Consider the following 25,607-nt stretch of genomic DNA (forward strand, 5'->3'; position numbering starts at 1 on the left):
CTATGTTAGCAAAGCGTATCATTCCTTGTTTGGACGTTGATAATGGCCGTGTGGTCAAAGGTGTGCAGTTTGTCGATATCAAGGACGCAGGCGATCCTGTTGAAGTCGCCAAACGCTACAACGAACAAGGTGCAGATGAGATTACTTTTTTGGACATTACTGCCACCAACGACGAGCGCGATACCACTTATCATACGGTTGAGCGTATGGCAGAAACGGTATTTGTGCCATTAACCGTCGGTGGCGGTGTGCGTAAAATCGCTGATATCCGCAACTTGCTCAATGCTGGCGCGGATAAAGTCGCCATTAACTCAGCAGCAGTGTTTACCCCAGAGTTCGTCGGTGAAGCCGCGCAAAAATTTGGCAATCAATGTATCGTCGTGGCTATCGATGCCAAACGTGTCGCGGATATTGAAGTTGATGGCATCATCCTGCCGCGTTGGGAGATTTTCACCCATGGTGGTCGCAAGCCAACGGGCATTGACGCGGTTGCTTGGGCAAGTAAAATGGCTGCTCTCGGTGCTGGCGAATTGCTAGTCACCTCGATGGACGGTGATGGCACCAAAAAAGGCTATGATTTGGCCTTGATGCAACAGATTACCAGCCGCGTTAACGTACCTGTTATTGCCTCAGGCGGCGTCGGCAACCTACAGCATTTAGCAGAAGGCGTATTAGAAGGCGGCGTCGATGCCGTACTTGCCGCCAGTATTTTTCACTTCGGTGAGTACACCGTGCAGGAAGCCAAAGAATATATGGCAGCGCAAGGGATACAGATGCGCCTGTAATACGTTTGTAAAATGCAAATAAATTAGAAAAAATGTTATCATAGCGCTAACTGCTTATTATCATTTGGTTTTCGTTCATTTAACGGTCAATTCGTTTACGTGATAACCAATCAAATAAGTTATACCATTCACAAAAATTAAAGTAGCAAGGAAAACGAGTGTAAGTACTACGCATTGTAGACTAAACAAGTTTGACACCGCTAATCGTACTTTTTGGGTTTGGTATTATTTGACTCTATCATTATATTTAGCTACTCCTACATTTTAATTAAAAGCCCATTAGGCGAAGGATATTTTTATGTCGAATTTACAACAGCAACGCAATGACGTGACTCATATTGATGGTAACTTACATCAGAATGAAGATGCCCGTATTGGTATCGTGGTTGGTCGTTTTAACGGTTTTGTCGTTGAATCATTGGTAGATGGTGCTATCGATGCGCTACTTCGTCATGGTGTTTTGGGTAGCAATATTACCGTTATTCGCGTTCCTGGTGCTTTCGAATTGCCATTGGTTGCTCAGCGCGCTGCTGAATCAGACCGTTTTGATGCCATCATTGCATTAGGCGCGATTATTCGTGGTAGCACGCCGCATTTCGACTTTGTCGCGAGTGAATCAGCCAAAGGCCTAAGCAGCGTTGCGATTGATTATAATATCCCTGTTGCCAACGGTGTATTGACGACCGACAGCATTGAGCAAGCGATTGAGCGTTCTGGCACGAAAGCTGGTAACAAAGGCTCTGAAGCCGCTATGGTCGTGTTAGAGATGATTGCGGTGCTATCACAGCTAGACATCGATGACGATAGCGATGACGCTTAATTGAATGCGTTGCTCATTTATCAGCATTTGAATATTTTTGAGTCACGATTCAGCACCATTCTTTATTGATAAGTATTATTGTTGATTAAATCTGTTAGGGCTATGGTTACTGCGATAGCCCTAAGTATGTCATTTAAATGTTCAACAGCAGTATCTAAAACTGTCTGGTAAATTTGCCAGCCGACTACTATTTAACATTTTATTTTAAAACTTCTTATCTTAAAACTAGGTATAGACCCCCTATGACTGACCAACTCAAGCGCGCTATTAACGCTGCGAAAACCGCCCAAACCAATGATAGTCAAGCTGAAGCCACGCGTATTGCGAGCAGCAGTGCGGGTGATCAAACCTTCGATATGAGTGAGTCTTCTTACAAGACCAGTCACACCGCTATCCGTAAAGCGCGACGCTTTGCGATGCAAGGTCTATACGAATGGCTCGTCACTGATCGCCGTTTTGATGTAGACGGCAAGCTTGGCTGGAAGGCCAATGCGCCGCATGATATCGCTGCTCGTACACGCGCGACCAATGCCATGCATACCGTACATATCGGCTATTATCATGAAATGATGCGCGATATTCCTGAGCAGATTGAGGCACTAGATGCGCTTATTAGTCAGTATCTCGATCGTGAAATTGATAAACTCGATACCGTTGAACACGCTATTCTTTTGATTGGTTCTTACGAGCTGCAAAACCGTTTAGAAATCCCTTATAAAGTCGTGCTTGACGAAGCGATGAAGCTAAATAATCACTTTGGTGCCACTGACGCCCATAAACTGATTAATGCCGTCCTTGATAAAATGGCAGTTGAGCTGCGCGCTACCGAAGTAGAAGCAGATAGTAAAGCCAATCTACGCACCTCACAAAAAGCGGCCGCTAAACCGGTAGTAGAAGCTGATACAGATAGCAGTGCCGATACCCATGCTATGGAAGAAACACTCACTGCTTCAAACAAGCCACGTATCAGCGCCAATAATGCTACCGTCAAACGTAGTAGCGTTAGTAAAGCCAGTGCAAATATTAGTGACTTTAAGGCGAGTAAGAAAGATGCTGCTGAAAACACGGTTGAAAACGACAGTGTTGAAACAGTTACTGCAGTAGAACCGATTGTTGAAGAAAGCATTGTTGAAAAAGATATCGTCGTTGATGAACAGCCTGCAAAAGAAGCGGTAGCTGCTGACGCTGTCAATGACGACAGCAATGTAGAAAATACCACAGCGGATACTGGTCTAACGGACTCTAATATTCTCAATGTTGACTCAGAAGAGACCACATCAGATACTAATGTGTCAGATGTTACTGCAACAGACGATACTGATACGAAAAGCCAAGACTAACCATGAATGAATTTGAGCTGATCGAGCGCATATTTTCACAGATGCAAGCGGCACATGCACCATTAATCGGTATCGAAAAAGGTATCGGCGATGATGCAGCCGTCATAGCATTGCCTGCAGGCTCGCGCTTGGTCAGCTGTATTGATACACTGGTTCAAGGTCGTCACTTTCATGCCGACTGGCAACACATTAACGAGCTGGCATTTGCGATTGGTTATAAAGCCGTGGCGGTTAACGTCTCAGACATTACGGCGATGGGCGCAACACCGCATAGTATTCTGCTAGCATTAGCACTACCTGAACGTTTAGCGAACGAGCAATGGCTGACTGAATTTGCCAAAGGCTTGTTTCATGCCTGCCAATTATTCGGGATTACCCTTATTGGCGGTGATACCACGCGCAGCGAGCGCTTAGTACTCAGCGTCAGCGCGCAAGGATTACTTGCCGCAGACACGCCAGCTGTCTACCGCTCAGGGGCGCAAGTTGGTGATAAAGTCTACGTATCAGGGTCGCTCGGCGATGCCAGCTATGCCCTGCAACATCCTGACAGTGCTCAAGGCGTAGAGCTTGCCCATCGTTTGCATATGCCTACCCCGCGTATTGCCTTAGGGGCAGCACTGGCAAAAAATGGTGCAACCGCGATGATAGATATCTCTGATGGTCTTTATCAAGATCTTGGCCATATCTGCCAACAGAGCAGCGTTAGTATGCGGCTTAATCTGGAGCAGCTACCTACTAGCAAACCATTAGCAAGCGTAGATTTGTCTGAGCGCTTATTGTGTCAGCTGGCGGGTGGCGATGATTATGAGTTGGCTTTTACTTTGCCTGCGCATATTGAACCACCTACTGGCAACACGCTAGTCACCTGTATCGGTGAGGTGACTGCGATGACAAATCATAAAGACACAGACACACCTACCGCTTTACGTCCTGAATTATTTTATCAAGGACAGCCAGTCACACCGACTCATCCCGCGCCGTTTTCTACATGGCCCACCCTTACCGGCTACCAACACTTCACAGGCTAATCCATGACTGATCACGACCTATCTAAGCCTGACATTAGCAAAGCCAATGACTGCCCTCCATTGCCCGTAAATGCTAGCCTGCTGGATCGTGTGGTTTATTGGCTCGGTATCGGTTTAGGTAGTGGCTTGCCTCGCCGTGCTCCCGGCACTTGGGGGTCAGTTGGTGGCTTAATCGTCGCCATACCTCTAATGAGCTTAGGTTTTGTGCCATTTTTGATTATTACCATCTTGTCCTGCCTCATTGGTATTTGGATATGTGGTCGTACCTCAGAGCTAATGCAAGGTCATGACGATCCGCATATTGTTTGGGATGAATGGGCAGGCATTTGGATTACTTTACTACCGTTTTCTTACATGGGGGTGTCTACTGCCAGTTTTTGGCAAGACATTTCACAAAATTTATCTATCATTGCGCTTATCATCGCTTTTGTACTTTTTCGCTTTTTTGACATTATTAAGCCACCACCGATCGGTTGGGCAGACAAAAAAGTCGCCGGTGGTCTCGGTATTATGCTCGACGATATAATTGCCGGCGTAATGGCGGCAGCGGTATGGATGATTGTCATGCTCGGTATGCTGTTGTAGTCAATACTCTATAGATCAAATACGGTGTCAGGCTCGCTTAGCCCACTATTTTTAGTACTTTCACTCGCCTTTATGGTATCTAAACTATATTGAACCGATTAGGGTCTGTTGAACATTCAAATGTGGTACTGGCAGTGGCTATTTTTTAGACAATACGCAGTGAAATTTTTGACGCCTAGTCGTTCTAGGTTAGACAATTTCGCCATGTATTGGCAAAAAATAGCTCTGCCCCTGCTTGTATACTTGGGGCTGATGCTAAAATCACCCCAAACGTTGTTGTAAACCTAGCTAAGGTCTCGACATTATCGTCGGTTTACGCCTAGTCTGGGGCGATTTTAGCGATCAGCAGTCCTAATATTTGAATGTTCAACAGACCCTACATAAGCAGATACGCGGTTAGGCTTTTTTGTATGACTGACTATATAACCCTTTGTATAACCTTAAGTTACAAAGCTTGCACGGCATTGCATTTTTTTGCCTTGGCGTTTGCGCTATAATCATAAATTATATTTTGTTACATTTAACGAGCTACTATGACCTCTCCTCTTTCTGTAATTATCCTAGCTGCTGGTAAAGGCACGCGCATGCAATCGGCCAAGCCAAAAGTGCTACAGACACTGGCCGGTAAGTCTTTATTAAGTCACGTATTAGATACCTGTCACCAGCTGACTGTTGACGCAACTATCATCGTCCATGGTTTTGGTGGCGAGCAAGTAAAATCAGAAATTGCTAACCAATATACCCAATCCTCAATTACGTGGGTTGCCCAGACTGAACAGTTAGGGACAGGACATGCCGTTAAAGTGACCTTGTCCGATTTGCCAAAATCAGGGCAAAGCCTCATTCTCTATGGTGATGTGCCATTGGTCAGCTGCCAGACGCTAGCGGCATTAAAAGTGGCTAATACTGACGGTATGTCGATGCTGACACTTACTGTCGACAATCCGTTTGGATTGGGTCGCATCAAGCGTGACCAAGCAGGCAATATCGAAGCCATCGTCGAACAAAAAGACGCCAGCACCGATGAGCAAAGTATCCAAGAGATTAATAGCGGTATTTATTGCGTCGACAATGCCTTATTGCATAAATATCTGCCTGAGCTCTCTAACGATAATGCGCAACAAGAGTATTATTTAACTGATATCGTTAAAATGGCCGTCGCTGATGGTATTACGATTGCCGCGATTGAGCCTGAGCATACGTTTGAGATTGAAGGCGTCAATAACCGTCAACAGCTGGCTAGCTTAGAGCGCACATGGCAGGGTAAACTGGTTGCCGATTTGCAAGAAGCTGGTGTGCAGTTTGCTGATCCGAGCCGCGTTGATATTCGTGGCACCTTAACAGCCGGTCAAGACGTATTCGTCGATGTCGGTGTGGTGTTCGAAGGCGACTGTACTTTGGGTGATAACGTTTATATCGAAGCGGGCTGTGTCATCAAAAATGCCCACATTGGTAACGCTTGTCATATCAAACCGTACTGTGTGATTGATCGCGCCGAGGTTGGTGCAGGTGTTGATGTAGGGCCTTTTGCCCATTTGCGTCCTGAGACCGTATTGTCTGATAACAGTAAGGTCGGTAATTTTGTAGAAATTAAGAAATCGACCATCGGTCAAGGCAGTAAAGTCAATCACTTAAGCTATGTCGGTGATGCAACGGTCGGTACAGGCGTCAATATCGGCGCTGGTGTCATTACCTGTAATTATGATGGTGTCAATAAATCGCAGACTATCATCGAAGACAATGCCTTTATCGGCTCTAACGCCAGCCTAGTCGCGCCAGTCACCATTGGAGATACCGCAACGGTTGCGGCAGGCTCTGTAATTACTAAAAATGTTGATAGTAAAGCATTAGCCTTTGGTCGCGCGCGTCAAGTGCAGAAAAATGACTTTCAACGTCCAATCAAAAAATAAATTTAAGGAATACTTATGTGCGGAATAGTTGGGGCAGTCGCTGAGCGTAATATCGCCAATATCTTGCTTGAAGGTCTTAAACGTTTAGAATATCGCGGCTATGACTCAGCTGGTTTGACAGTCATTCGTGATGGTGAGCTACACCGCGAGCGCCAAGTCGGCAAAGTACAAGCATTGGTCGATGCTGTCGCGGTTAATCCAGACGCTTTTGATGGTCATATTGGTATTGCGCATACACGCTGGGCCACGCATGGCGAACCTGCACAACGTAACGCCCATCCGCACGTATCAGGCAAGATTGCCGTGGTGCATAACGGTATCGTTGAGAACTATGCCGAGCTAAAAGAAGAATTAATGGCTAAGGGCTATGAATTCACTTCGCAAACTGATACCGAAGTCGTTGCGCATCTAATTCATGATATTTATAAAAACACGCCTGATTTATTAGAAGCAGTTCGTGCGGTTATTCCCTTACTCCATGGTGCATTTGCGCTTGGTATTGTGCATATCGATTGCCCAGATGAGCTCATTACCGTACGTTTAGGTTCACCTCTCGTCATTGGTGTGGGTATCGGTGAAAACTTTATCGCCTCCGATCAGTTGGCGCTATTACCCGTTACCAACCGCTTTATGTATCTAGAAGAAGGTGACATTGCAAAGCTGACTCGCAATAGCATTAAGGTCTATGCAGATGGTGTTGAAGTGCAACGCCAGATACATGAGATTGATGCCGCCCAACATAATGCGGATAAAGGTGAGTTTAAGCATTATATGCTCAAAGAAATTTATGAGCAGCCGGACGCAGTAGCACGTACTATCGAGATGGCCATAAATAATAGTGAAACCTCTAAATTACGCGATGACTTTTTGCAGCGTCATGAAGTGCTACTAGCAGATATTCGCCATGTGCAAATCCTCGCTTGTGGTACCAGTTATCATGCAGGCATGGTAGCCAAATACTGGTTTGAAAGTCTGATACGGGTGCCCTGCTCAGTCGAAGTAGCCAGTGAGTTCCGTTATCGTAACCCTGTCGTCGTCGACAACACACTGGTCATTTGTATTTCTCAATCTGGTGAGACGGCTGATACCTTATCAGCGCTACGTGATACCCAAAAACAAACCCCAGCAGGGCTAGTTAGCTTAGCCTTATGTAATGTACCGACCTCATCGTTGGTACGTGAAACCGATATTTTCTTACCGACCCTCGCGGGACCTGAGATTGGTGTGGCATCTACTAAAGCCTTTACCACGCAGCTGGTGGCATTAATGCTATTGGTATTAAAGGTTGGGGTGGTTCAGCAACGTATGACTGGCGAGCGATTGAGCACATTGCTCGGTGAGTTACAACAGCTACCTGGTCAGCTGCATGCCAGCTTAAACCTAGATGCGCCTATCAAAACCATGAGTGAAAGCTTTGAAGATAAGAAAAGCTGCCTGTTCCTAGGTCGTGGTCTTCAATTCCCAATCGCCTTGGAAGGCGCGTTAAAACTCAAAGAAATCTCTTATATTCATGCGGAAGGTTATGCGGCTGGTGAGCTTAAACATGGCCCATTAGCGTTGGTTGATAAGGATATGCCTATCGTGGTGCTTGCGCCCAAAGACAGCATGTTTGATAAGCTTAAAGCCAATATGCAAGAAGTTCATGCGCGTCACGGTGAGCTATTCGTATTCGCCAGTGAAGCCAGTCAAATGGTCGCAGAAGATCGTTTGCACGTGGTATATGTACCCGATGTTTGCGAGACGCTTGCCCCTATCGTCTATAGCGTGCCAGTACAATTACTCTCGTATCATGTGGCAGTGATGCGCGGTACAGATGTCGATCAGCCGCGTAATCTTGCAAAAAGTGTTACGGTTGAATAATTTTTACGTTTAGATAGTAAATGTTGTCAGAGAGTAATAAAGTATCATACTAAGTAATAAAGTATCATCCTCTTGCTTAGATATTCACCCCTGCTATTTTCGATTCAATAGCAGGGGTTTTTTATGCGCTCAAGAAACTGACCTCTACTATAAAATCTGTAAACTTGAACTTGAAAGAGTTTAGGGCGTGTTGAACATTCGACCATGGCATTGATTCGCGAATGTTCAACACGCCCTAATCAATCAGCGTTCACTATCTCGATGAGATCGAAGGCTTCTATTCAAAAAAATGATAAATATATATATTCATTTTCGTAGAAATACTTGTTACTATGACTGCCAGTCTATACAATGACCAGCAGTCACAACATGAATAGGTGTAGATTATGGGTATTCAAGAGCGTAAGATTCGCGAATTCGAACAACGCGGTCAGGAAATTCTCGATGCCGCTTTGAGTCTGTTTGGGTCAGATGACTGGGAACAAGTCACTGTTGAGCAGATTGCAAAAAAATCTGAGGTCGGTAAAGGCACTATTTATAAGCATTTTGAAAGTAAAAATGAGATTTATGTGCGACTAGCCATTCGCTTTCAAAAACGCATGGCAAGTGAAATAGGTCTTCTCGATCAGTCGATGCCTGTGCTCGACCGGCTTCGCTGTTATATTCGCGCGGCATGGGAGATGCACTTATCTAGTAAAGAGCTACATCTAGTATTCATGTTTTGCAGCCGAGCTGAATTTCGCGCGCAACTGCCTAGTAATTTACTGACCGAGATGCAAGAAGCTGAATCACGAGTCATTATTTTTACCCACCAACTTATGGTTGAAGGTATTGAACAGGGCTTGTTTCCAAACAAACCGATCAATCTGCTAATTTTTGGCCTCCAGTCAATGTTTTGGGGTGCGATACAGCTCATATGGAGCGGTTATCTTGGCGACATTGATCATGAGCAACATTTGGAAGAAGTAACGAGTTTTATGATCGCTGGATTGGTACATCATAACCAGCCTATCCCGCAGACTAAAGACTAAGTAACACTATTAACCCCATTTTAAATTTTTAGCACGCCGACCTATACACGCTTTTTTTTACCTAACCGTGACCAACAGTCATATATAGACCAACAGTCTTAAAAGAGAAATCAATCATGAACCCGCATGCAAAAAGCTTAAAAAACTCACTGTACCCATCTGCTATTACACTACTGGTACTCGCCACTCTAGGAATGAGTACGGCGGCTATCGCTCAGTCAGAATCGAACGCCAGTAATAAAAGTGAGTCGAATTTCACAGTGGGTGCTGGTTTGGCTTACTCACCAGAATATGAGGGATCAGAAGATTATAAGACCAGTGTTTTACCACTGATTAATTATCGTAATGGTCGTTTTTTTGCGGGTGCGCTTGGCGGCATAGGCTATGACTTATCGACCAAAAAGGGTTTATCTATCGGGCCTGTTCTTTCTTATCAACCTGGGCGCGACGAGAGCGACCACGAACGCTTAAAAGGACTTGGTGACATTGATCCAAGCGCCAATTTAGGTGCTTTTGTGAAATGGGATCTACAACCATTTTCTGTGAATAGCACCATTAAGCAAGGTTTAGGTGGTGATGTAAGTGGCACTGAACTTAAATTAGGGGTTGGTTATGCGCTACCTTTAGGCCCTAAAGACAGCCTCAATTTTGATGCCTCTATAAATTGGGCGGATCAAGACATCATGGAGGGGTATTTTGGTGTCACACCAGAGCAATCGAATAGCTCTGGCCTTGCTACTTATGATGCCAGTGCTGGTATCAGACGTTATGGTGTGGGTGCCTCTTGGACTCATATCTATACCCCAAAAGTATTTTCAACGTTAAATGCAGGGGTTTATCAGCTCGGTAGTGAAGCGGCGGATAGTCCAATTACCACATCACGTACTGGTGGTCTCGTAGGCGCTAGTGTCGGCTACAAATTCTGATAAAAAAGCTGATGATATTTTTAGCAACAACAGGTGTTAGATTTTATGTGCTACAACGCTCAGAACAGTTACTTCAGGCACTAATAGGTGGTTGTAATAGTACATCCCGATAAGCCCTAAAACATAGCAAAACATAGAGAATTACAATGAATATTAAATACTGGGCTTTCCCCCTTAGTGTCGTACTGGCTTTGACAGCGGCATGTTCAAAAGAACCTGAGGTTATCGATACCAAGTCGGAAGAATCGAGTATTCGGACGGTTAGCGTAGATACGGTCATATTACGTCCTATGACTGGAAGTGTGACTGCTTCTGGATTACTGTTACCGCGCGAAGAAGTGGCAGTTGGTTCCGAGATATCAGGCTATCGAGTAGCTGAATTGCTGGTCGATGAAGGGTCAACCGTTAAGAAAAATCAGGTATTGGCTCGTCTTGATCCAAGTCTACTCTTAGCCAAAATCGCTCAAGCGGAAGCCAATCTTACTCAAGCTAAAACCCTTGCAAACCAGTCAAGCGCTGAAGCTGATCGCATCAAAGGCTATGAGGACATCGGTGCATTTTCAGAGGAAGAGATTGCGACCCGAGTGGCTAAAGCGAAGAATGCAGATGCTGGGGTTGAGGTGGCTCAAGCCCAGTTAAATGAATTACAAACACAACGCAATCTTATGGAAGTACGCTCTCCAGTAAATGGGTTTGTACTTGAGCGCATCGTGCGTCTTGGAGATGTCTCGGGGCAGTCGCAACCTATGTTTCGTCTTGCCAGCAATAGCTTAATTGAAATGGATGCTGAAGTACCTGAAGATGATCTTGCTACTATTACTATTGGTCAAGCTGCAACGGTCATATTACCATCGGGCGCTGAGTTACAAGGTAAAGTGAGACTACTATCACCTCGTATCGATCCAGAAACGAAACTGGGTCATGTGCGGGTACAGCTTCCAACCCACCCTGAGCTAAGAGCGGGTGGTTATGCGAAAGTTGTCTTTCAACAGGTTTCTACACCTGTCCCTGCTGTCCCTGAAAAAGCCGTACAGTTTGAGGCCAGCGGAGCGCTATTAATCGTCATTGATAAAGACAATTTGGCACGGCGTGTTATGGTAGAAACTGGCGCTCGAACCGATGGTTTTGTTGAAATTAAAAACGGACCAGCCGTCGGTACTCGTGTTGCACTTGGCGGTGGGGCTTTCTTATTGAATGGTGATGCCGTCAATCCAATCAATAAAGCAAATGAGCCTGACGCTGTATCAGACAAGGTTGCACCAGCCACGAAGGTGACACCATGAATTTGCACATTTCGGCATGGGCAATTCGCAACCCAATCCCAGTTGTTCTCCTATTCATTGTACTCATGATTGCAGGGATGAGCGGTTACCGCGCTCTCCCTATCAAACTTTATCCAGACGTCTCATTTCCGATTGTCCAAGTAAGCGTTACCTTATCAGGTGCAGCAGCAAGCGAAGTTGAAACTCAGATTACTCGTACCGTTGAAGCTGCCGTATCCAATGTCTCTGGCGTCAAACATGTGCAATCCGTTGTCACACAGGGCTTGTCATCCAGTACGATTGAGTTCGAAATTGGTGAAGATGCACAAAAAGCAACAGACGAAGTTCGTTCAGCTATTGATCGCATCAGAAGCAGTCTGCCGTCTAGTATTGAAGAACCTATCGTACAGCGTTTTGATATAGACTCAGCACCTATCGTCACGTATGCCGTCTCTACCGAAACGATGACGGATGTCGAGCTTAGCTGGTTTGTAGAGGATACCGTCGCGCGTCAGTTAATTACGCAAGAAGGGGTAGCACAAGTCGATTTGGTTGGTGGCATCAACCGAGAGATTAATGTCACACTCGACCCCAATCGTCTGCAAGCATTAGGTTTGACAGCGCCCAATATCAATGATGCATTACGAACATCAAGCACCGATGTGCCTGGTGGACGTTCTGAAATTGGTGAGCGCGAACAAACGGTGCGTGTACTTGGCGCGGCCGAATCGGTACAAGCACTAAATAACTTGGTCATTCCTAGTATCAGTGGCAATACTGTTCAGCTCTCTGATGTTGCTACTGTCTCTAGTGGTGCAGCCGAAAGACGTGGATTTGCTTCTCTAAACGGTCAATCGGTCGTTGGCTTTCAAGTCAAAAAAACCAAAGCCGCCTCTGATGTTGCGGTAGCAGATGCCATTGCTAGCGCCACTAGCCAGTTGGCAAAAGACTATCCTGATGTAAAATTTGAGCGCATTGTATCGACAGCTACCAGTACACAAAACAGTTTTACGGCTACTCTGAGCGCTTTGATAGAAGGGATGTTGCTTGCCGCCATCGTAGTCTTTCTGTTTTTACGTAACTGGCGCGCGACGCTCATTGCCGCTGCAGCTATGCCGATTTCTCTCATTCCGACCTTTGCGGTGATGAGTTGGATGGGTTTTAGCTTAAACATGATTACCCTACTCGCTTTAACGTTGGTTATTGGTATTTTGGTCGACGATGCGATCGTTGAGATAGAAAATATTCAAAAGCGTATTGAAACAGGTCAAAGCCCCTATGAGGCTTCATTGGTAGGGGCAGATGAAATTGGGCTAGCAGTAGTAGCAACCACAGCAACGATTGTCGTTGTATTTTTACCAGTATCATTGATGGGTGGTTTTGCCGGTCAGTTCTTTAAAGAGTTCGGTTTTACGGTTGCTATTTCAGTATTGTTTTCGCTGCTAGTGGCTCGCTTACTGACCCCTTTGATGGCCGCGTATTTATTAAAGCCATCAACCAAACCACATGAACCAAAACCCTTTAAAGGTATTTACCGCACAGTGCTAGATCTTGCGCTCGTGTACCGTTGGACATCACTTGGTCTAGCTGGGTTGCTACTCGGCGGCTCTGTTTTTCTAGCCACTTTGCTACCAACGGGTGTGACACCTCCACAAGATAACGGCATTGTTCAACTGTCTATTGAAGGCGCGCCTGGGGCAACCTTGGATGACATGCGCCGTAGTAATGATGTCCTAACCAAAAAATTGCTTGCTTTAGACGAGGTAAAAACAGTATTTACTTCGATCGGTTCAAACTCTAGTAATGGTGATGTGAGCTCTGGGCAAGCAACGGTACTGCTTACAGAAGAAAGATCACAATCAACACAATCTTTCCAAAGCTCATTAGATGCTCTATTGCTGAGTGTTCCTGACGTGCGTATCGGTTTTGGTCAGGCTGGCGGCGGCGGTAGTACCACGCTGCAAATTGTTTTAGCCAGTGAAAACGCTGATGCGTTATCTGAATCGACTCTCAAGCTTGAACGCGAAATGCGTGAGCTTGCCGAGCTTAGTAACGTGCATCAAGTGACACCTAGACCCAGTTCGGAGCTGATTATAACGCCCAAACCAGCTGAAGCAGCTCGTCTGGGTATTACCTCTAGTACGCTTGGCTCAGTGATTCGTGTCGCCACCCTTGGTGATGTCGATTCCAATACTGCCAAATTCAATACAGGTGATCAGCGTTTGCCTATTCGTGTGCGCTTGCCTGATAGCGCACGTACCGATTTAAAGACCCTTGGAAACCTAGAAGTACCCACATCTAACGGAACCTCAGTTCCTTTGTCAGCCGTGGCTGATCTCAGTTTCCAACCGGGTGCATCACGTATTGATCGCTACGACCGTAAGCGCCGTGCCACTATTGAAGCACAGCTCAATGGCGTGACCTTGGGAGAAGCAACAGCCGCCATTGATCAACTAGATACTCTCCAGAACCTACCCTCTGACGTGACTCAACCTGCCTTTGGTGATAATGAAACCATGAATGAGCTTTTTTCTAGCTTTGGTATTGCCATATTGGCGGGTATCGGTCTCATCTACGGGGTGATGGTGCTGTTATTCAAGAGCTTCTTTAAGCCAATTACGATATTAGCGGCATTACCTTTATCACTAGCGGGTGCTTTTTTGGGTCTATTGATAGCAGGCAGCTCGCTTGATTTGTCAGCACTGATTGGCTTATTGATGCTCATGGGGTTGGCGGCTAAAAACTCTATTTTATTGGTTGAATTTACCATTGAAGCTGAAAATAAAGGTGCATCACAAAGAGAGGCATTACTCTCGGCTTGCCGGGAGCGTGTACGTCCAATCGTGATGACAACGATAGCCATGGCGGCGGGGATGGTTCCTACCGCGCTAGCACTGGGCGAAGGATCCGAGTTCCGTGCGCCTATGGCTATTGCCGTCATTGGAGGACTGATTAGCTCGACATTGTTATCGCTTATTTTGGTACCCGTGGTCTATGAGTTAATCGAAGACTTTGAACTATGGATAAAACCAAAGCTGGCTAAATTGGTTGAGCTGCCACCAGAGAAAAATTTGGAGCCAGTCACAACGAAAAGAGAAAATAACGAACACGATTAATCACTTACTTAATACAAGCATTCGCTCTCTTGAGCGTTTACGTGCAAAGCCTTTAGCAGATAGCAAATGAAACATACCTGCTGTCTGCTGGGGTTTGCAAAATTTGAAAGTTGATAAATATAATATAAGGATAAAATTATGTTAAAACAAATAACCGCTCCAGACCATGTCATCGCCCTATCCCTCGATGGAACGCTGACTGGCGAAGGCCTACAAGAATATCGTCATGTTTTGGAAAAAAAGCTACAAGAGCATGATCAAATTGGTCTCTATATTGATATCACAGAGCTGACGGACATGACTGCGAATTCGATAGTAGAAGGAACTAAAGCGGACATGGAGCTATTTAGCCACATAAAGCAGCTTAAGAGATGTGCTTTTGTGTCAGATAAAGAATGGCCGAAAGCGGCTATCTCAATTGCTGATCGACTACTGCCGATGTTAGAGATGAAAGTATTTTCTTCAAATGAGAAAGAAGACGCCTTAAGCTGGGCAGCTGAGAAATCCGAGCAGCCTATAGAAAAGCGTGGTGCCATTCGTTTCTTGCCTACGAATAAAGACAACGTGCTCGCTTTTGAGGTGGACGGTGTATTGTCCTCAAGTGAAATGCCAGGCGTCACGCAAAAGCTTGAGCAATTTCTTAATGATCATGACACGGTAAGATTGCTTGCCCGAATGAAAAACTTTGATGGTTTCAATCCCTCTATCCTTATACACAGCAGCGGTTTACTGTCCATGAAAGTAGCTGCTATGAAAAAGCTAGAGCGCTACGCTATCGTCGGCGCACCGCGCTGGATGTGTACATTCATTGAAACGATGAACCCAGTTTTTCCAAAAGTGGACATCAAAACCTTTACTGCCGATCAAGAATATGAGGCGCTTGCTTGGCTTGATGCTGAGCTGGTGAAATAGCCTTTATGGAACGATAACTGACATATTTGCTCTTACTAACAGCTCTTCAAAAGAAGGGCTGCTCTATTTGTAAGTCGAACTAATAATAATATTGGCTCAATGAGACATTTAAATGCTTACTTTAGAAGCGTCTTGATATGTTCTCAATATTCAAAATTACTGCACTTATATTCTATTGATATGATTTAGGACACCATCAAATGGTCAGAAAACATGCTCAAACAACATGGGCTTTACTATCGGCGATAGCAATATTGAGCATATTAGCGATACTTTTGCTGCTGACACTGTTCATCTAATGACAGTTTCGGTATATAACAGTCTAGAGTGAAATGGACACTAGGTTTTTGAGGTTACTATATGGTATCTGACACGTCATTTTTATTAATAGGAACGTTGGCGATGCAAGCCAATACCACCAAAGACACTGTGCGCCATTACCATGATATGGGTTTATTAAGATCCCGTAAGCGCCAAGCAGGTTCGCGCCTATACACTGAGTTTCATCCAGAATGTGTCGAGCGTATCGACCTTATCAAAAATGCACAAGCGGTCGGTTTTAATCTCAACGAACTTAAAGTCTGGTTGAATGATTATTACGATGGCACTCTCGATATTGATAAGCAAATGGATGTGATTTCCGAAAAGATTGCTCAAGCGCAGCGTCAACAAGTCAATTTAATCAATGTGATTAACCAACTTAGTGCGCGCCATACCGCTTTGAAAGAAATGAAATCAGATAATATTGGCAAAGCAAATATTCAGTAATGCATTGGCGATTGCCAACAGCAGACGTAGTGACCCTTCGTCATTCAAAGAAAAGCGGTCAAAGTGCTAAAACATAGTCGCAGTGACATTCCATCTATGAGATGAATTGTCACTGCGACAGTCGTGCTTAGCGGAGATTAATTATTTTTGATCTCTTTCTAATACCACTCGATAGCGAGCGTTACCACTCTCTAGTCTCTCGAATGCTTCATTTATCTCAGACATTTTATAGGTTTCAGTCACTGGCTGAATATTATGTCGAGCAGCAAAATCCAGCATTTTTCGCAGGGTCGACGGTGAGCCGACTGGCGAGCCTGATAGGCTGTTTTGAGCCATGATCATTGGCGCAGCCACTATCTCTAACGGCGCTTCTAATAGACCAACAAAATGCAGTTTACCTTTTGGTCTCAACGTCTTAATAACGACATCCCAATTCATATCAACGTTCACTGTTGATATGATTAAATCAAAAGAGCCCGCTGCTTTTTTGATTTCGTTCTCATCTCTTGAGTTTAAAGAGTGATGAGCACCCAACTCTTTTGCTTCTTCCATCTTTGATTCGCTGGTAAATGCTGTCACTTCACAGCCCCACGCATTAGCAAACTGAAGCGCAAGATGACCCAGACCACCGATACCGATAACCGCTACTCTAGAGGTTGGTTTGATATCGTATTGCATTAGGGGGTTAAATACTGTGACACCGCCACATAGCAGTGGCCCTACCGCATTGAAATCAAGCCCTTCAGGAATTTTGATAACGCTGGTATCTTTTGCGCGTACTTTATCTGCAAAGCCGCCATGGTTACCAATGATGGTTCCTTCCTGCTTAGCACAGAGGTTATGGTCACCGCCGATACATAGGTCACAAACATTACAATAGCCTTTATGCCAGCCAAGACCGACTTTATCGCCTAGCTCAAGATGCTTTACGTGCTTGCCTTTTGCGAGGACTTTACCTGCAACTTCATGCCCACCGACAAACGGATATTCGGTCATACCCCATTCGTTTTGCCACATAGAGAGGTCACTGTGGCAGACACCGCAGCTATGCACTTCGATTTCTACTTCGTGATCGCCTAAGGTGCCAGGATCATATTGATAAGGCACAAACTCGCCGCCTTTCTCTTTTGCTGCGTATGCATTAATCATCATTATTCCTTATTTAATAGTATTTATGGAGGAGCGCTCATAACAAATGAGCCAGTCGTTTCTAACGATTCGAATTTTTCCCATTCAAAAAAGGGTTGTCGATAAGTTGAACTGGCCTGACCAAAGATTGGTTAAGTTATACCATCCAAGTCAATAGTTGTAAGACTATCATAATACAAAGCCTCGTACTTGAAAGGCGACGAATCACCAACACTATCGCTTTGCCGCTGCAATCTGAATGTTCAGCATGATTGTCGAGAGAGACATTGGATTCATAATGACATGCATGGCTTTGCGGTAGTAACTAGCAAGGCAATCACATCGTTTGTGCTTGTGTGCTTATAAAATGACAACAAGCCCATACTTAATCAATAAGTATGGGCTTGTCTGTGTCAGACCTAGCATTATTACTGCTAATGCTAGGTCATGTATAAGATCAAATAAAGACGTTAAATCATATTTTACTGTCCGTTGTTTTCTGCTCTTTGCCATTTGGCACAAGCCATTTAGCAAACCATCCTGACAGATCATCCATCAACGTATAGACGACTGGGATGACCACCAAACTCAGTAGCGTTGAAGTCACTAGACCACCCAATACCGCTGCTGCCATCGGTCGCCTAAAAGTAGGGTCAGCATCACCCCAACCAAATACCAATGGCAACATGCCCGCCCCCATTGCAATGGTGGTCATGATGATAGGACGCGCGCGCTTATGACAGGCATCAATAATCGCCTCAAAACGTGCCAGCCCGCGACGTTGGGCAATCAAGGCATAATCAACCAACAGAATCGAGTTTTTGGTCGCAATGCCCATGAGCATAATAAAACCAATCATCGAGGGCATCGACAGGCTACTGTTGGTAATAACCAAGCCGACGAACGCACCGCCTATCGATAGAGGTAATGCCATCAAAATGGTAAATGGCTGCAACAAACGACCAAATAGTAAGATAAGCACGCCTAATATACAAACTACACCCACTGACATCGCAATGATAAAGCCACTAAAGAGGTCAGCCATATTTTCGGCTTGACCTTGATCGATGATAGTAATCGAAGGCGGCAATTGTTGCATGGTCGGCACTGACTTGACCGCTTGTACCAAATCGCCTAGCTCGCCATCTGCCGGTTGCACCGTAATACTGATGGCGCGCTCTCGATCCAACCTACTTATCTGAGCAGGACCTGTGCCAAAATCTAACGCAGCGACTTCGCCCACACGTACCCCTTGACCTGCTGGTAGTGAGTTTGGTACGTACAAGCCCTCTAACTGACTGACGTTTTGCTTGGCAACATCTGGTAGGCGTACCACGATAGGAATCTGACGAGTATCAAGATTGAGCTTAGACAAACGCTGCTCATAGTCGCCGACAGTCGCCACACGTAAAGTCGTAGCGATATCTTGCGTGGTCACGCCTTTATCAGCCATCGCCAGTCTATCAGGCGTGACGGTGAGCTCTTGACGTGGCAAACTGCGATCACTGGTCACAGCACCTACGCTTGGCAAACCTCGAATTTCAGTCATGATCTGCTGAACAGTCTGCTCAAGCAGCTGTGGACTGGTACTGGTTAACGAAAAATTATAGCCACTCTCACCACCACTTGATAGTCCAACGGTAAAGCGAGCACCGGGTACTTCTGTCATCAACTTACTGATTTTACGTTCTATTTCTTGCTTAGTGCCCCGCTCTGCACGCGGTGCAAGCACAATATCCAAACTGGCAATATTCTCCGCTTTGCTACCACCAGACTCTGAGCTCAGGGATGCTTGTGCTTCTCCCACTGACGTAAAGATATTCGTCACCTCAGGCATGGCTAAAATGCGCGCACTGGCAAGCGCTGACACGCGCTCCGTATCTGCGAGCGACACATCAGGGGTTAGCTCAATAGCCACACGGGTTTGGTCAATATCGTTGTCTGGAATAAAAGAAGTCGGTAGTAGTTTCACTAATGCCAACGAAGCCACAAACAACACCAACGTTGCACCCATAGTCAGCCAGCGATAATGAAGCGTCCATGAGACAATTTTGAGATACCACGTCATCAATGCACTTTGCTTTTCGACATGCTTTTTCTCGGGTCGTAAAATGTATGCAGCCATCATAGGTGTGATCAGACGCGCCACCATAAGCGAGGCAAAAATCGATAACGCAGCCGTCCAACCGAATTGACGGAAAAACTGCCCAACAATACCACCCATAAAGGCTGTCGGTAAAAACACAGCAATCAAGGTAAAGGTAGTGGCGACAACAGCCAAACCAATTTCATCAGCGGCTTCCATCGCCGCTTCATAAGGTGTCTTGCCCATCCTTAAATGCCTAATGATGTTTTCGACCTCGACGATTGCATCATCGACCAGTACCCCAATGACCAATGACAATGCCAATAGTGAGATAATATTGAGACTAAAGCCAAATAAGTACATACCTAAGAAGGTAGGAATCACTGACAGCGGCAACGCCACAGCGGCAACAATAGTCGCCCGAATATTGCGTAAAAACAGAAATACCACCACCACGGCAAGCAAACCACCTTCGATCAGCATGCGTAATGAAGCTTGGTAATCTTCCGCAATAGGCGTCGCTCGATCGTAGACCTTTTCGATACTGATATTGCCCACATCGGCAGTCAACTTGGCAAGCTCGTCATCGACCAGTTCCATCACCTCAACTTCACTGGCACCACGCGAGCGAGTGATATTAAATGCAACCACCGTTTGACCATCGAGCTTAGCGATAGAGCTGGGATCAGCCGCACCATCAGTGATTTGCGCCATACGCCCAAGCGCTTGAGTGCCACCTGTAGGGACAGCCACTTGTAGGTCATTAAGCTCGCCTGCACGCTCGACCGCGCCCAAAACGCGAATGGTTTGGGTGGTTTTACCCACTTCTGCTTCACCCCCTGAGCTGTCTTGTTGAATACCTGCTATTTGCTGTGACAGCTGAGTAATCGAAAACTTTAAACCACTCAAAGTGATAGGATCAGCTGCGACCGTAATCTCACGCTGAAGCCCGCCGATACGACCGACTGTACTGACACCTGGTATATCAGAGAGCCGTTTGGTGACCGTGTCATCTACAAACCACGAGAGATCCTCTACACTCATATTGTTAGCAGCGACAGAGTAAGTAACGACTGGAAATCCTGCGGTAGATACCTTGGTAATGATTGGATCGTTGGCGGCGGCTGGCAGATCACCACGCACTTCGCCAACCGCCGAACGTACATCGTCGACCGCTTCTTGAATGTCTTTTTCTAACGTAAACTCGGTGGCAATAGTCGCCGCACCCGTCTGTAGGGTAGTACGAATATGACTCACACCTTCGATACTGGTTAGTTTGTTTTCAATTTTCTTTGCGATATCGTTTTCGAGCTGCGAAGGCGCAGCCCCAGGTAGGGTCACCGTGACGACCACCGCTGGCAAGTCTATATCCGGAAACTGTTGTACCTTCATTTTCATAAAGCCATAGATGCCGCCTAAGGTTAGGAGCACAAATAGCAGAATAGCCACGAGCGGATTTTTTATCGAGTAAGCGGAGACGTTTAAGCTCATGGTTGTGCCTGCGTTGCTGTACTCGTTTGGCTCACGCCATTAACTATACGCACTAGGTCGCCATCGTTCAAAAAGCTACCGCCTTGCTTCACGATACGACTATCGCTTGGCAGAGGCTCTAGCACTGCTACGTTCTCGCCAAGTCGCGCGCCCAAAGTCACTCGTTGTTGCTTGATACGACCCATGGACTTACCGTCTTGGTTTGTAAGACTGGTCACTAGCATCACATAATCATAACCGTCATTGCTGACGATGGCGCTGTTAGGAATCGTTTGGGTGCTGGCACTTCCTAATAGAAATTCGCCAGTCTGATACATGCCTGCGCGTACTTTTGAGTTGGCCGCTAGACTCGCATAAATAGTGATTTGACGGTTATTTTCCGCCGTCGGTGCGATACGGCTCACTTGCCCCATCACTGAATCACCATTTGGCAATCCTACTCGCACCGATGTACCGACATTGATGTCACCGATAAGCTTAGGATCTATATCTGCCCGCCACTCCAAAACACCACCTTTGATAATCGTGAACAATGGCTCACCGCCAGCCACCATTCCAACTTCCACCATTTTTTCACTGATAATACCGCTGACAGGCGCCACAACCTTTGAATTGTCTAGCGTCAAGCGCTGATTATTTAAGCGAGCTTTGGAGGCCTGCAAAGACGCTCTAGCACGCATCTCAGAGGTACGATAGCGATCGGCCTCTTGTTTGCTAATGGCATCAATATCTACCAATGGCAAGACACGTGCGGCATCAGCGCTGGCATTGGCAAGCGTTGCTTCAGCTTCTGCCACATCGGCCTCTGCTTGCAAAACTTGCTGCTCCATGGCATCGGTATCAAATATCGCCAATACTTGACCTGCTTTGACCCGCTCACCTTCCTCAACCAGTACGCGCTCAATAGCCACGCCATTGACTTTAGCGCTGACATTAGCCACGTCTTTGGCATTGATGGTGCCGTCAGCACTCAACGTATTGCCAATCGTATCTTGGCTTGGCATCACCGTTTCTACCGATAATACAGATTGTTCTGTGCTAGCGTCGCTAGTAGGGGGGCCATCATTTTGTGTACTGGCAGATGCTAGTGCCTCGTCATTCATCGCTTTATCACCAGCACCCCAGTATTTTCCAAGCAGAACACCCATGACCAGCACAATGCCCAATACTGGCAACAACCATAGCGGCAATTTCGACGAAGACTTATTAGCATTAGCCAGCGTGTCAGGTTGACGATATGGTGGCAACTCAGATTGAGAAGATGGTTTAGGATTGGTTTCTTCAAGATCGCTCATGATAGGTCTCTATAAATACGGGCAATAATAAAAATTAAGATAGTCGGTCATTGGAATGTGTTTTTTGATCGCACACTCTGGCAATACCGAGCCTATCCCACTAACGATGGGGTCAGTAGTAAAAGAGCAAAGGCAGATTGGCTAAATGAAAATGGGATAACAGTGGCACAAGCAGGCGTAGACGTCTGTTTCATAATACATCCTTGTATAAATATTCAGACAGTTGAAAAGTAGTGGTACAAATAACACGATAATGATGCAACCTCATAAATTGCCACACTACTCGATGCATATCAATGACAATCAGCGAACACATGAGTTAGTATTAATAAATAAAAACTACCAAAGAGCTATTTTCATCAACTAAAGCGATGGCAGAAAAAATGATGCATAAATCATTGATTTCGCTCGCTCTTTATATTCATTGTTTAGGGCGTGTCCTCATTTTAAAAATGGTGATAAAGATGAGATAAATTGCCGTCAAACGAAGAAAATAGCGCAGATAATATCGGGATATTAACCAGCTGTTTAACGATGTTTGGCAAAATTTAGCCATTTTTAGCCCATTTAGATATGATCAATTGAATTGAGGACACGCCCTAGCATTAAATAATGAGCATGACTAACAAGGATAAATAGCATCCCGAATTATTCGGTAAGAATGCAGAGAAAAAAACTCTGCTATGCATTGGTGTAACGGCTGGCTTCTGGCATCCAGCGATGGATCAGCTGGCTGACATCTGCTTTACGTGCAGGATCTGCAATTAAGTGTTTGGCGAGACGCTGGGCAATCGCAAATAATTGCTCATCACGGATCAAATCCGCCAAATAATAACCGACATTGCCCGTTTGACGTTTGCCTAACAGCTCACCAGGCCCGCGCAGTTCCAAATCTTTTTGGGCAATAACAAAACCATCGGTGCTGTCGCGCAATACATTTAGACGCTCAGTGCCTGTCTCCGACAATGGCTTTTGGTATAGTAGAACGCAGTAACTTTTGGTCGAACCACGACCTACACGTCCGCGCAATTGATGTAGTTGCGATAGACCCAAACGCTCGGCGTTCTCGATAACCATTAGCGACGCATTTGGTACATCGACGCCAACCTCGATGACCGTTGTGGCAATGAGCAAGTCAAGACTTCCGGATTTGAATGCTTGCATGATGGCTTGTTTATCAACGGATTTCATCTTGCCATGGACAAGACCAATACGAATATTTAAGCGCTCATTTAAGTCCTCGTAAGTGGCTTCAGCGGCTTGTGCATCCAGCACGCTAGACTCTTCCACCAGCGAGCAAACCCAATACGCTTGCCTGCCCGCCTCACAATTAATCGCAATACGTTCGATCACCTCATCACGGCGGTTACGATCAATCGTCACCGTCGTAATTGGCGTGCGACCCGGTGGCAGCTCATCAATGATGGAGGTATCCATATCGCCGTAGACACTCATCGCTAGCGTACGCGGAATAGGTGTTGCCGTCATTATTAGCTGATGTGGTGTGCTATTGGCCACGCCTTTACTGGTCAAAGCCATGCGCTGCTCGACACCGAAACGGTGCTGCTCATCGATAATAACCAAGCCCAATTTAGCAAACTGTACTTGCTCTTGAAATAACGCATGGGTGCCGACGACCACTTGCACGGTGTTTTCAGCCACAGCTACCAACGCTTCACGGCGCTGCTTTGCGGTTTGTTTACCCGCCAGCCAACCGACCCCAACACCTAAGGGCTCAAACCATTGTTTAAAATTAACCAAATGCTGCTCTGCTAAAATCTCAGTCGGTGCCATAACAGCCACTTGCCAGCCACTATCAAGCGCATATCCTGCGGCACCTGCCGCCACCAACGTTTTGCCAGCGCCTACGTCCCCTTGTACCAGTCGTAGCATCGGAATAGAAGTCGCCATATCGGCCGTGATGTCTTTCATCACTCGTTGCTGCGCGCCCGTTAAATCAAACGGCAACGCGGCAAATAATTGATCAGCCAATGGGCTTTTAGTGGCACATTTAGGGGCTTTATGCTGATGCAATTGCTGACGACGGTACAATAGACTGAGTTGATGCGCGGTCAACTCTTCAATGATCAAGCGCTGACAAGCAGCATGGGTGCGAGCACTTAGTTGGGTCAATAGCTGATACTGCCGCCCAGCATCGGTATAAGTTGGTGGAGTGTGCAACAGTACCAAGGCTTCAAATATCGTCAGGGTATAGACATTATTAGCGGCCATCGTATCGAGATTATGATTCATCGCGTCATACGTTGCATCATAATCAGCGGGATGGGCTTTATTGACACTATTACTGGTAGCATTGTCGGGCACACTGCGGGCGAGCGTCGAAAAAATATCTTCAGACTCATACGCCTCTATTACCGATTTTTTTGGTGGTTCAAAAGGTACCAATGGTAAATCCGCAACGACGGCAAAATCTTCATTGGTAAACAGCGTCATCGGTAGACCCTGACTACGCACCGTTTGCAGTGCCAACTTAATCAAGGTACGCAATTTATTCTGATGCAAGCCTTTGACACTGGGATAAATGGGCTGCAACCCAGTATTAGTCATCACACTGCTATCAGTGATAATTTGATATTCGGGATGGTGCATCTGCTTGCCATAACGGCTGACTTTTACTTCGCCGAACAATTGCAATTGTGTACCCAAACTCATGGTCTGCGCCAGACCACGATAGACCTTAAAGAACCGCAATGATATCGTATCGGTGTCATCGTCTACAATTACGGTCATGCCACTGCGCTTGACATCGACGTGTACCACACGCCCAGTGATTAATGCTGCTTGTCCATGCCCCACGTCTGCTATCGATACCAGTCGGCTACGATCTTCATAATCTCGTGGCAGATGCAGCAGCAAATCAAATATTCGTATGATACCCAACTGCGCGAGTTGCTCAGCAACCTTAGAGCCGACGCCTGCCAACGCAGTCACTGGCATATCGAGTGCCGATAGAGGTTGCTCAGATATCCCATGAGCGGTTGACTGGGCTGAGGAAGGAGCTGAAGCGTGACTGACCGACATGGGCATCAAAAATCCTAACGATATTGGTTTTAAATTCCGTAAGCGCAAAATGTTTTATTAGAGCGTGTCCTAAGCATTCTACTGCTAGTAACGAGCTGCAAAGGTGATAGCAATCAACCAACTATCAAAATACTGAATCAGTCTCATTATAACTGACAACATGATTGATTATGCTAAGCTATTTAGTAATACTGCGTTTAGACACTTTGTAGAGAAATACAT

General features: G+C 45.8%; 17 protein-coding genes. 13 read left to right on the plus strand and 4 right to left on the minus strand.

Features of this window, described 5'->3' with window-relative positions; all coding sequences use genetic code 11:
- Positions 1 to 2 precede the first annotated feature (2 nt).
- The 13 genes from hisF (at position 3) to J5X94_RS10945 (ending at position 16,343) form a co-directional block, all read left to right on the plus strand.
- The gene (gene hisF, locus J5X94_RS10885; RefSeq protein ID WP_194620965.1) at positions 3 to 785 is read left to right on the plus strand and encodes an imidazole glycerol phosphate synthase subunit HisF; all 783 of its coding nucleotides are present in this window, start codon (positions 3 to 5) and stop codon (positions 783 to 785) included.
- A gap of 298 nt (positions 786 to 1,083) precedes the next feature.
- Positions 1,084 to 1,605 (plus strand): 6,7-dimethyl-8-ribityllumazine synthase, encoded by a 522-nt coding sequence (ribE, locus tag J5X94_RS10890; protein ID WP_010200525.1) that lies wholly within the window; start codon positions 1,084 to 1,086, stop codon positions 1,603 to 1,605.
- Between the two features lie 242 nt (positions 1,606 to 1,847).
- Positions 1,848 to 2,945: a transcription antitermination factor NusB gene (gene nusB / locus J5X94_RS10895; protein ID WP_189586992.1), complete on the plus strand. Its 1,098-nt coding sequence runs from the start codon at positions 1,848 to 1,850 to the stop codon at positions 2,943 to 2,945.
- Positions 2,946 to 2,947: 2 nt separating this feature from the next.
- Positions 2,948 to 3,973 carry a thiamine-phosphate kinase gene (gene thiL, locus J5X94_RS10900; protein WP_210541264.1) on the plus strand — a complete coding sequence of 342 codons (1,026 nt, stop codon included), beginning with the start codon at positions 2,948 to 2,950 and terminating at the stop codon, positions 3,971 to 3,973.
- 3 nt (positions 3,974 to 3,976) lie between these two features.
- On the plus strand, positions 3,977 to 4,558 hold the full coding sequence (locus J5X94_RS10905; protein ID WP_210541265.1) for a phosphatidylglycerophosphatase A: 582 nt from the start codon (positions 3,977 to 3,979) through the stop codon (positions 4,556 to 4,558).
- Positions 4,559 to 5,091: 533 nt separating this feature from the next.
- The gene (gene glmU / locus J5X94_RS10910; RefSeq protein WP_210541266.1) at positions 5,092 to 6,468 is read left to right on the plus strand and encodes a bifunctional UDP-N-acetylglucosamine diphosphorylase/glucosamine-1-phosphate N-acetyltransferase GlmU; all 1,377 of its coding nucleotides are present in this window, start codon (positions 5,092 to 5,094) and stop codon (positions 6,466 to 6,468) included.
- Positions 6,469 to 6,483: 15 nt separating this feature from the next.
- Positions 6,484 to 8,328 (plus strand): glutamine--fructose-6-phosphate transaminase (isomerizing), encoded by a 1,845-nt coding sequence (gene glmS / locus J5X94_RS10915; RefSeq protein ID WP_210541267.1) that lies wholly within the window; start codon positions 6,484 to 6,486, stop codon positions 8,326 to 8,328.
- 386 nt (positions 8,329 to 8,714) lie between these two features.
- A complete protein-coding gene (locus J5X94_RS10920) occupies positions 8,715 to 9,359 on the plus strand; it encodes a TetR/AcrR family transcriptional regulator (RefSeq protein ID WP_210541268.1) in 645 nt (214 codons plus the stop codon).
- A gap of 116 nt (positions 9,360 to 9,475) precedes the next feature.
- The gene (locus J5X94_RS10925; protein ID WP_210541269.1) at positions 9,476 to 10,285 is read left to right on the plus strand and encodes a MipA/OmpV family protein; all 810 of its coding nucleotides are present in this window, start codon (positions 9,476 to 9,478) and stop codon (positions 10,283 to 10,285) included.
- A 146-nt stretch (positions 10,286 to 10,431) separates the two neighbouring features.
- Positions 10,432 to 11,568 (plus strand): efflux RND transporter periplasmic adaptor subunit, encoded by a 1,137-nt coding sequence (locus J5X94_RS10930; protein ID WP_210541270.1) that lies wholly within the window; start codon positions 10,432 to 10,434, stop codon positions 11,566 to 11,568.
- The gene (locus J5X94_RS10935; protein WP_210541271.1) at positions 11,565 to 14,663 is read left to right on the plus strand and encodes an efflux RND transporter permease subunit; all 3,099 of its coding nucleotides are present in this window, start codon (positions 11,565 to 11,567) and stop codon (positions 14,661 to 14,663) included. The genes J5X94_RS10930 and J5X94_RS10935 overlap by 4 nt, the downstream gene beginning before the upstream one ends.
- 138 nt (positions 14,664 to 14,801) lie before the next feature.
- A complete protein-coding gene (locus tag J5X94_RS10940; RefSeq protein ID WP_210541272.1) occupies positions 14,802 to 15,575 on the plus strand; it encodes an STAS/SEC14 domain-containing protein in 774 nt (257 codons plus the stop codon).
- 360 nt (positions 15,576 to 15,935) lie between these two features.
- Positions 15,936 to 16,343 (plus strand): MerR family transcriptional regulator, encoded by a 408-nt coding sequence (locus J5X94_RS10945; RefSeq protein ID WP_201589742.1) that lies wholly within the window; start codon positions 15,936 to 15,938, stop codon positions 16,341 to 16,343.
- A gap of 141 nt (positions 16,344 to 16,484) precedes the next feature.
- On the opposite strand, the gene ahr is transcribed toward J5X94_RS10945, so the two are convergent.
- From ahr to recG, 4 genes are all read right to left on the minus strand, one after another.
- Positions 16,485 to 17,492: an NADPH-dependent aldehyde reductase Ahr gene (ahr, locus tag J5X94_RS10950; protein ID WP_228293234.1), complete on the minus strand. Its 1,008-nt coding sequence runs from the start codon at positions 17,490 to 17,492 to the stop codon at positions 16,485 to 16,487.
- Positions 17,493 to 17,946: 454 nt separating this feature from the next.
- On the minus strand, positions 17,947 to 21,048 hold the full coding sequence (locus J5X94_RS10955) for an efflux RND transporter permease subunit (RefSeq protein ID WP_210541273.1): 3,102 nt from the start codon (positions 21,046 to 21,048) through the stop codon (positions 17,947 to 17,949).
- A complete protein-coding gene (locus tag J5X94_RS10960; RefSeq protein ID WP_210541274.1) occupies positions 21,045 to 22,343 on the minus strand; it encodes an efflux RND transporter periplasmic adaptor subunit in 1,299 nt (432 codons plus the stop codon). The genes J5X94_RS10955 and J5X94_RS10960 overlap by 4 nt, the downstream gene beginning before the upstream one ends.
- Before the next feature lie 681 nt (positions 22,344 to 23,024).
- Complete coding sequence (gene recG, locus J5X94_RS10965; protein WP_228293235.1) at positions 23,025 to 25,391, minus strand: ATP-dependent DNA helicase RecG; 2,367 nt, start codon at positions 25,389 to 25,391, stop codon at positions 23,025 to 23,027.
- Between the last annotated feature and the right edge of the window lie 216 nt (positions 25,392 to 25,607).

Origin of the sequence: Psychrobacter sp. K31L (assembly GCF_017942195.1) — a bacterium.
GTDB lineage: Bacteria > Pseudomonadota > Gammaproteobacteria > Pseudomonadales > Moraxellaceae > Psychrobacter > Psychrobacter glaciei.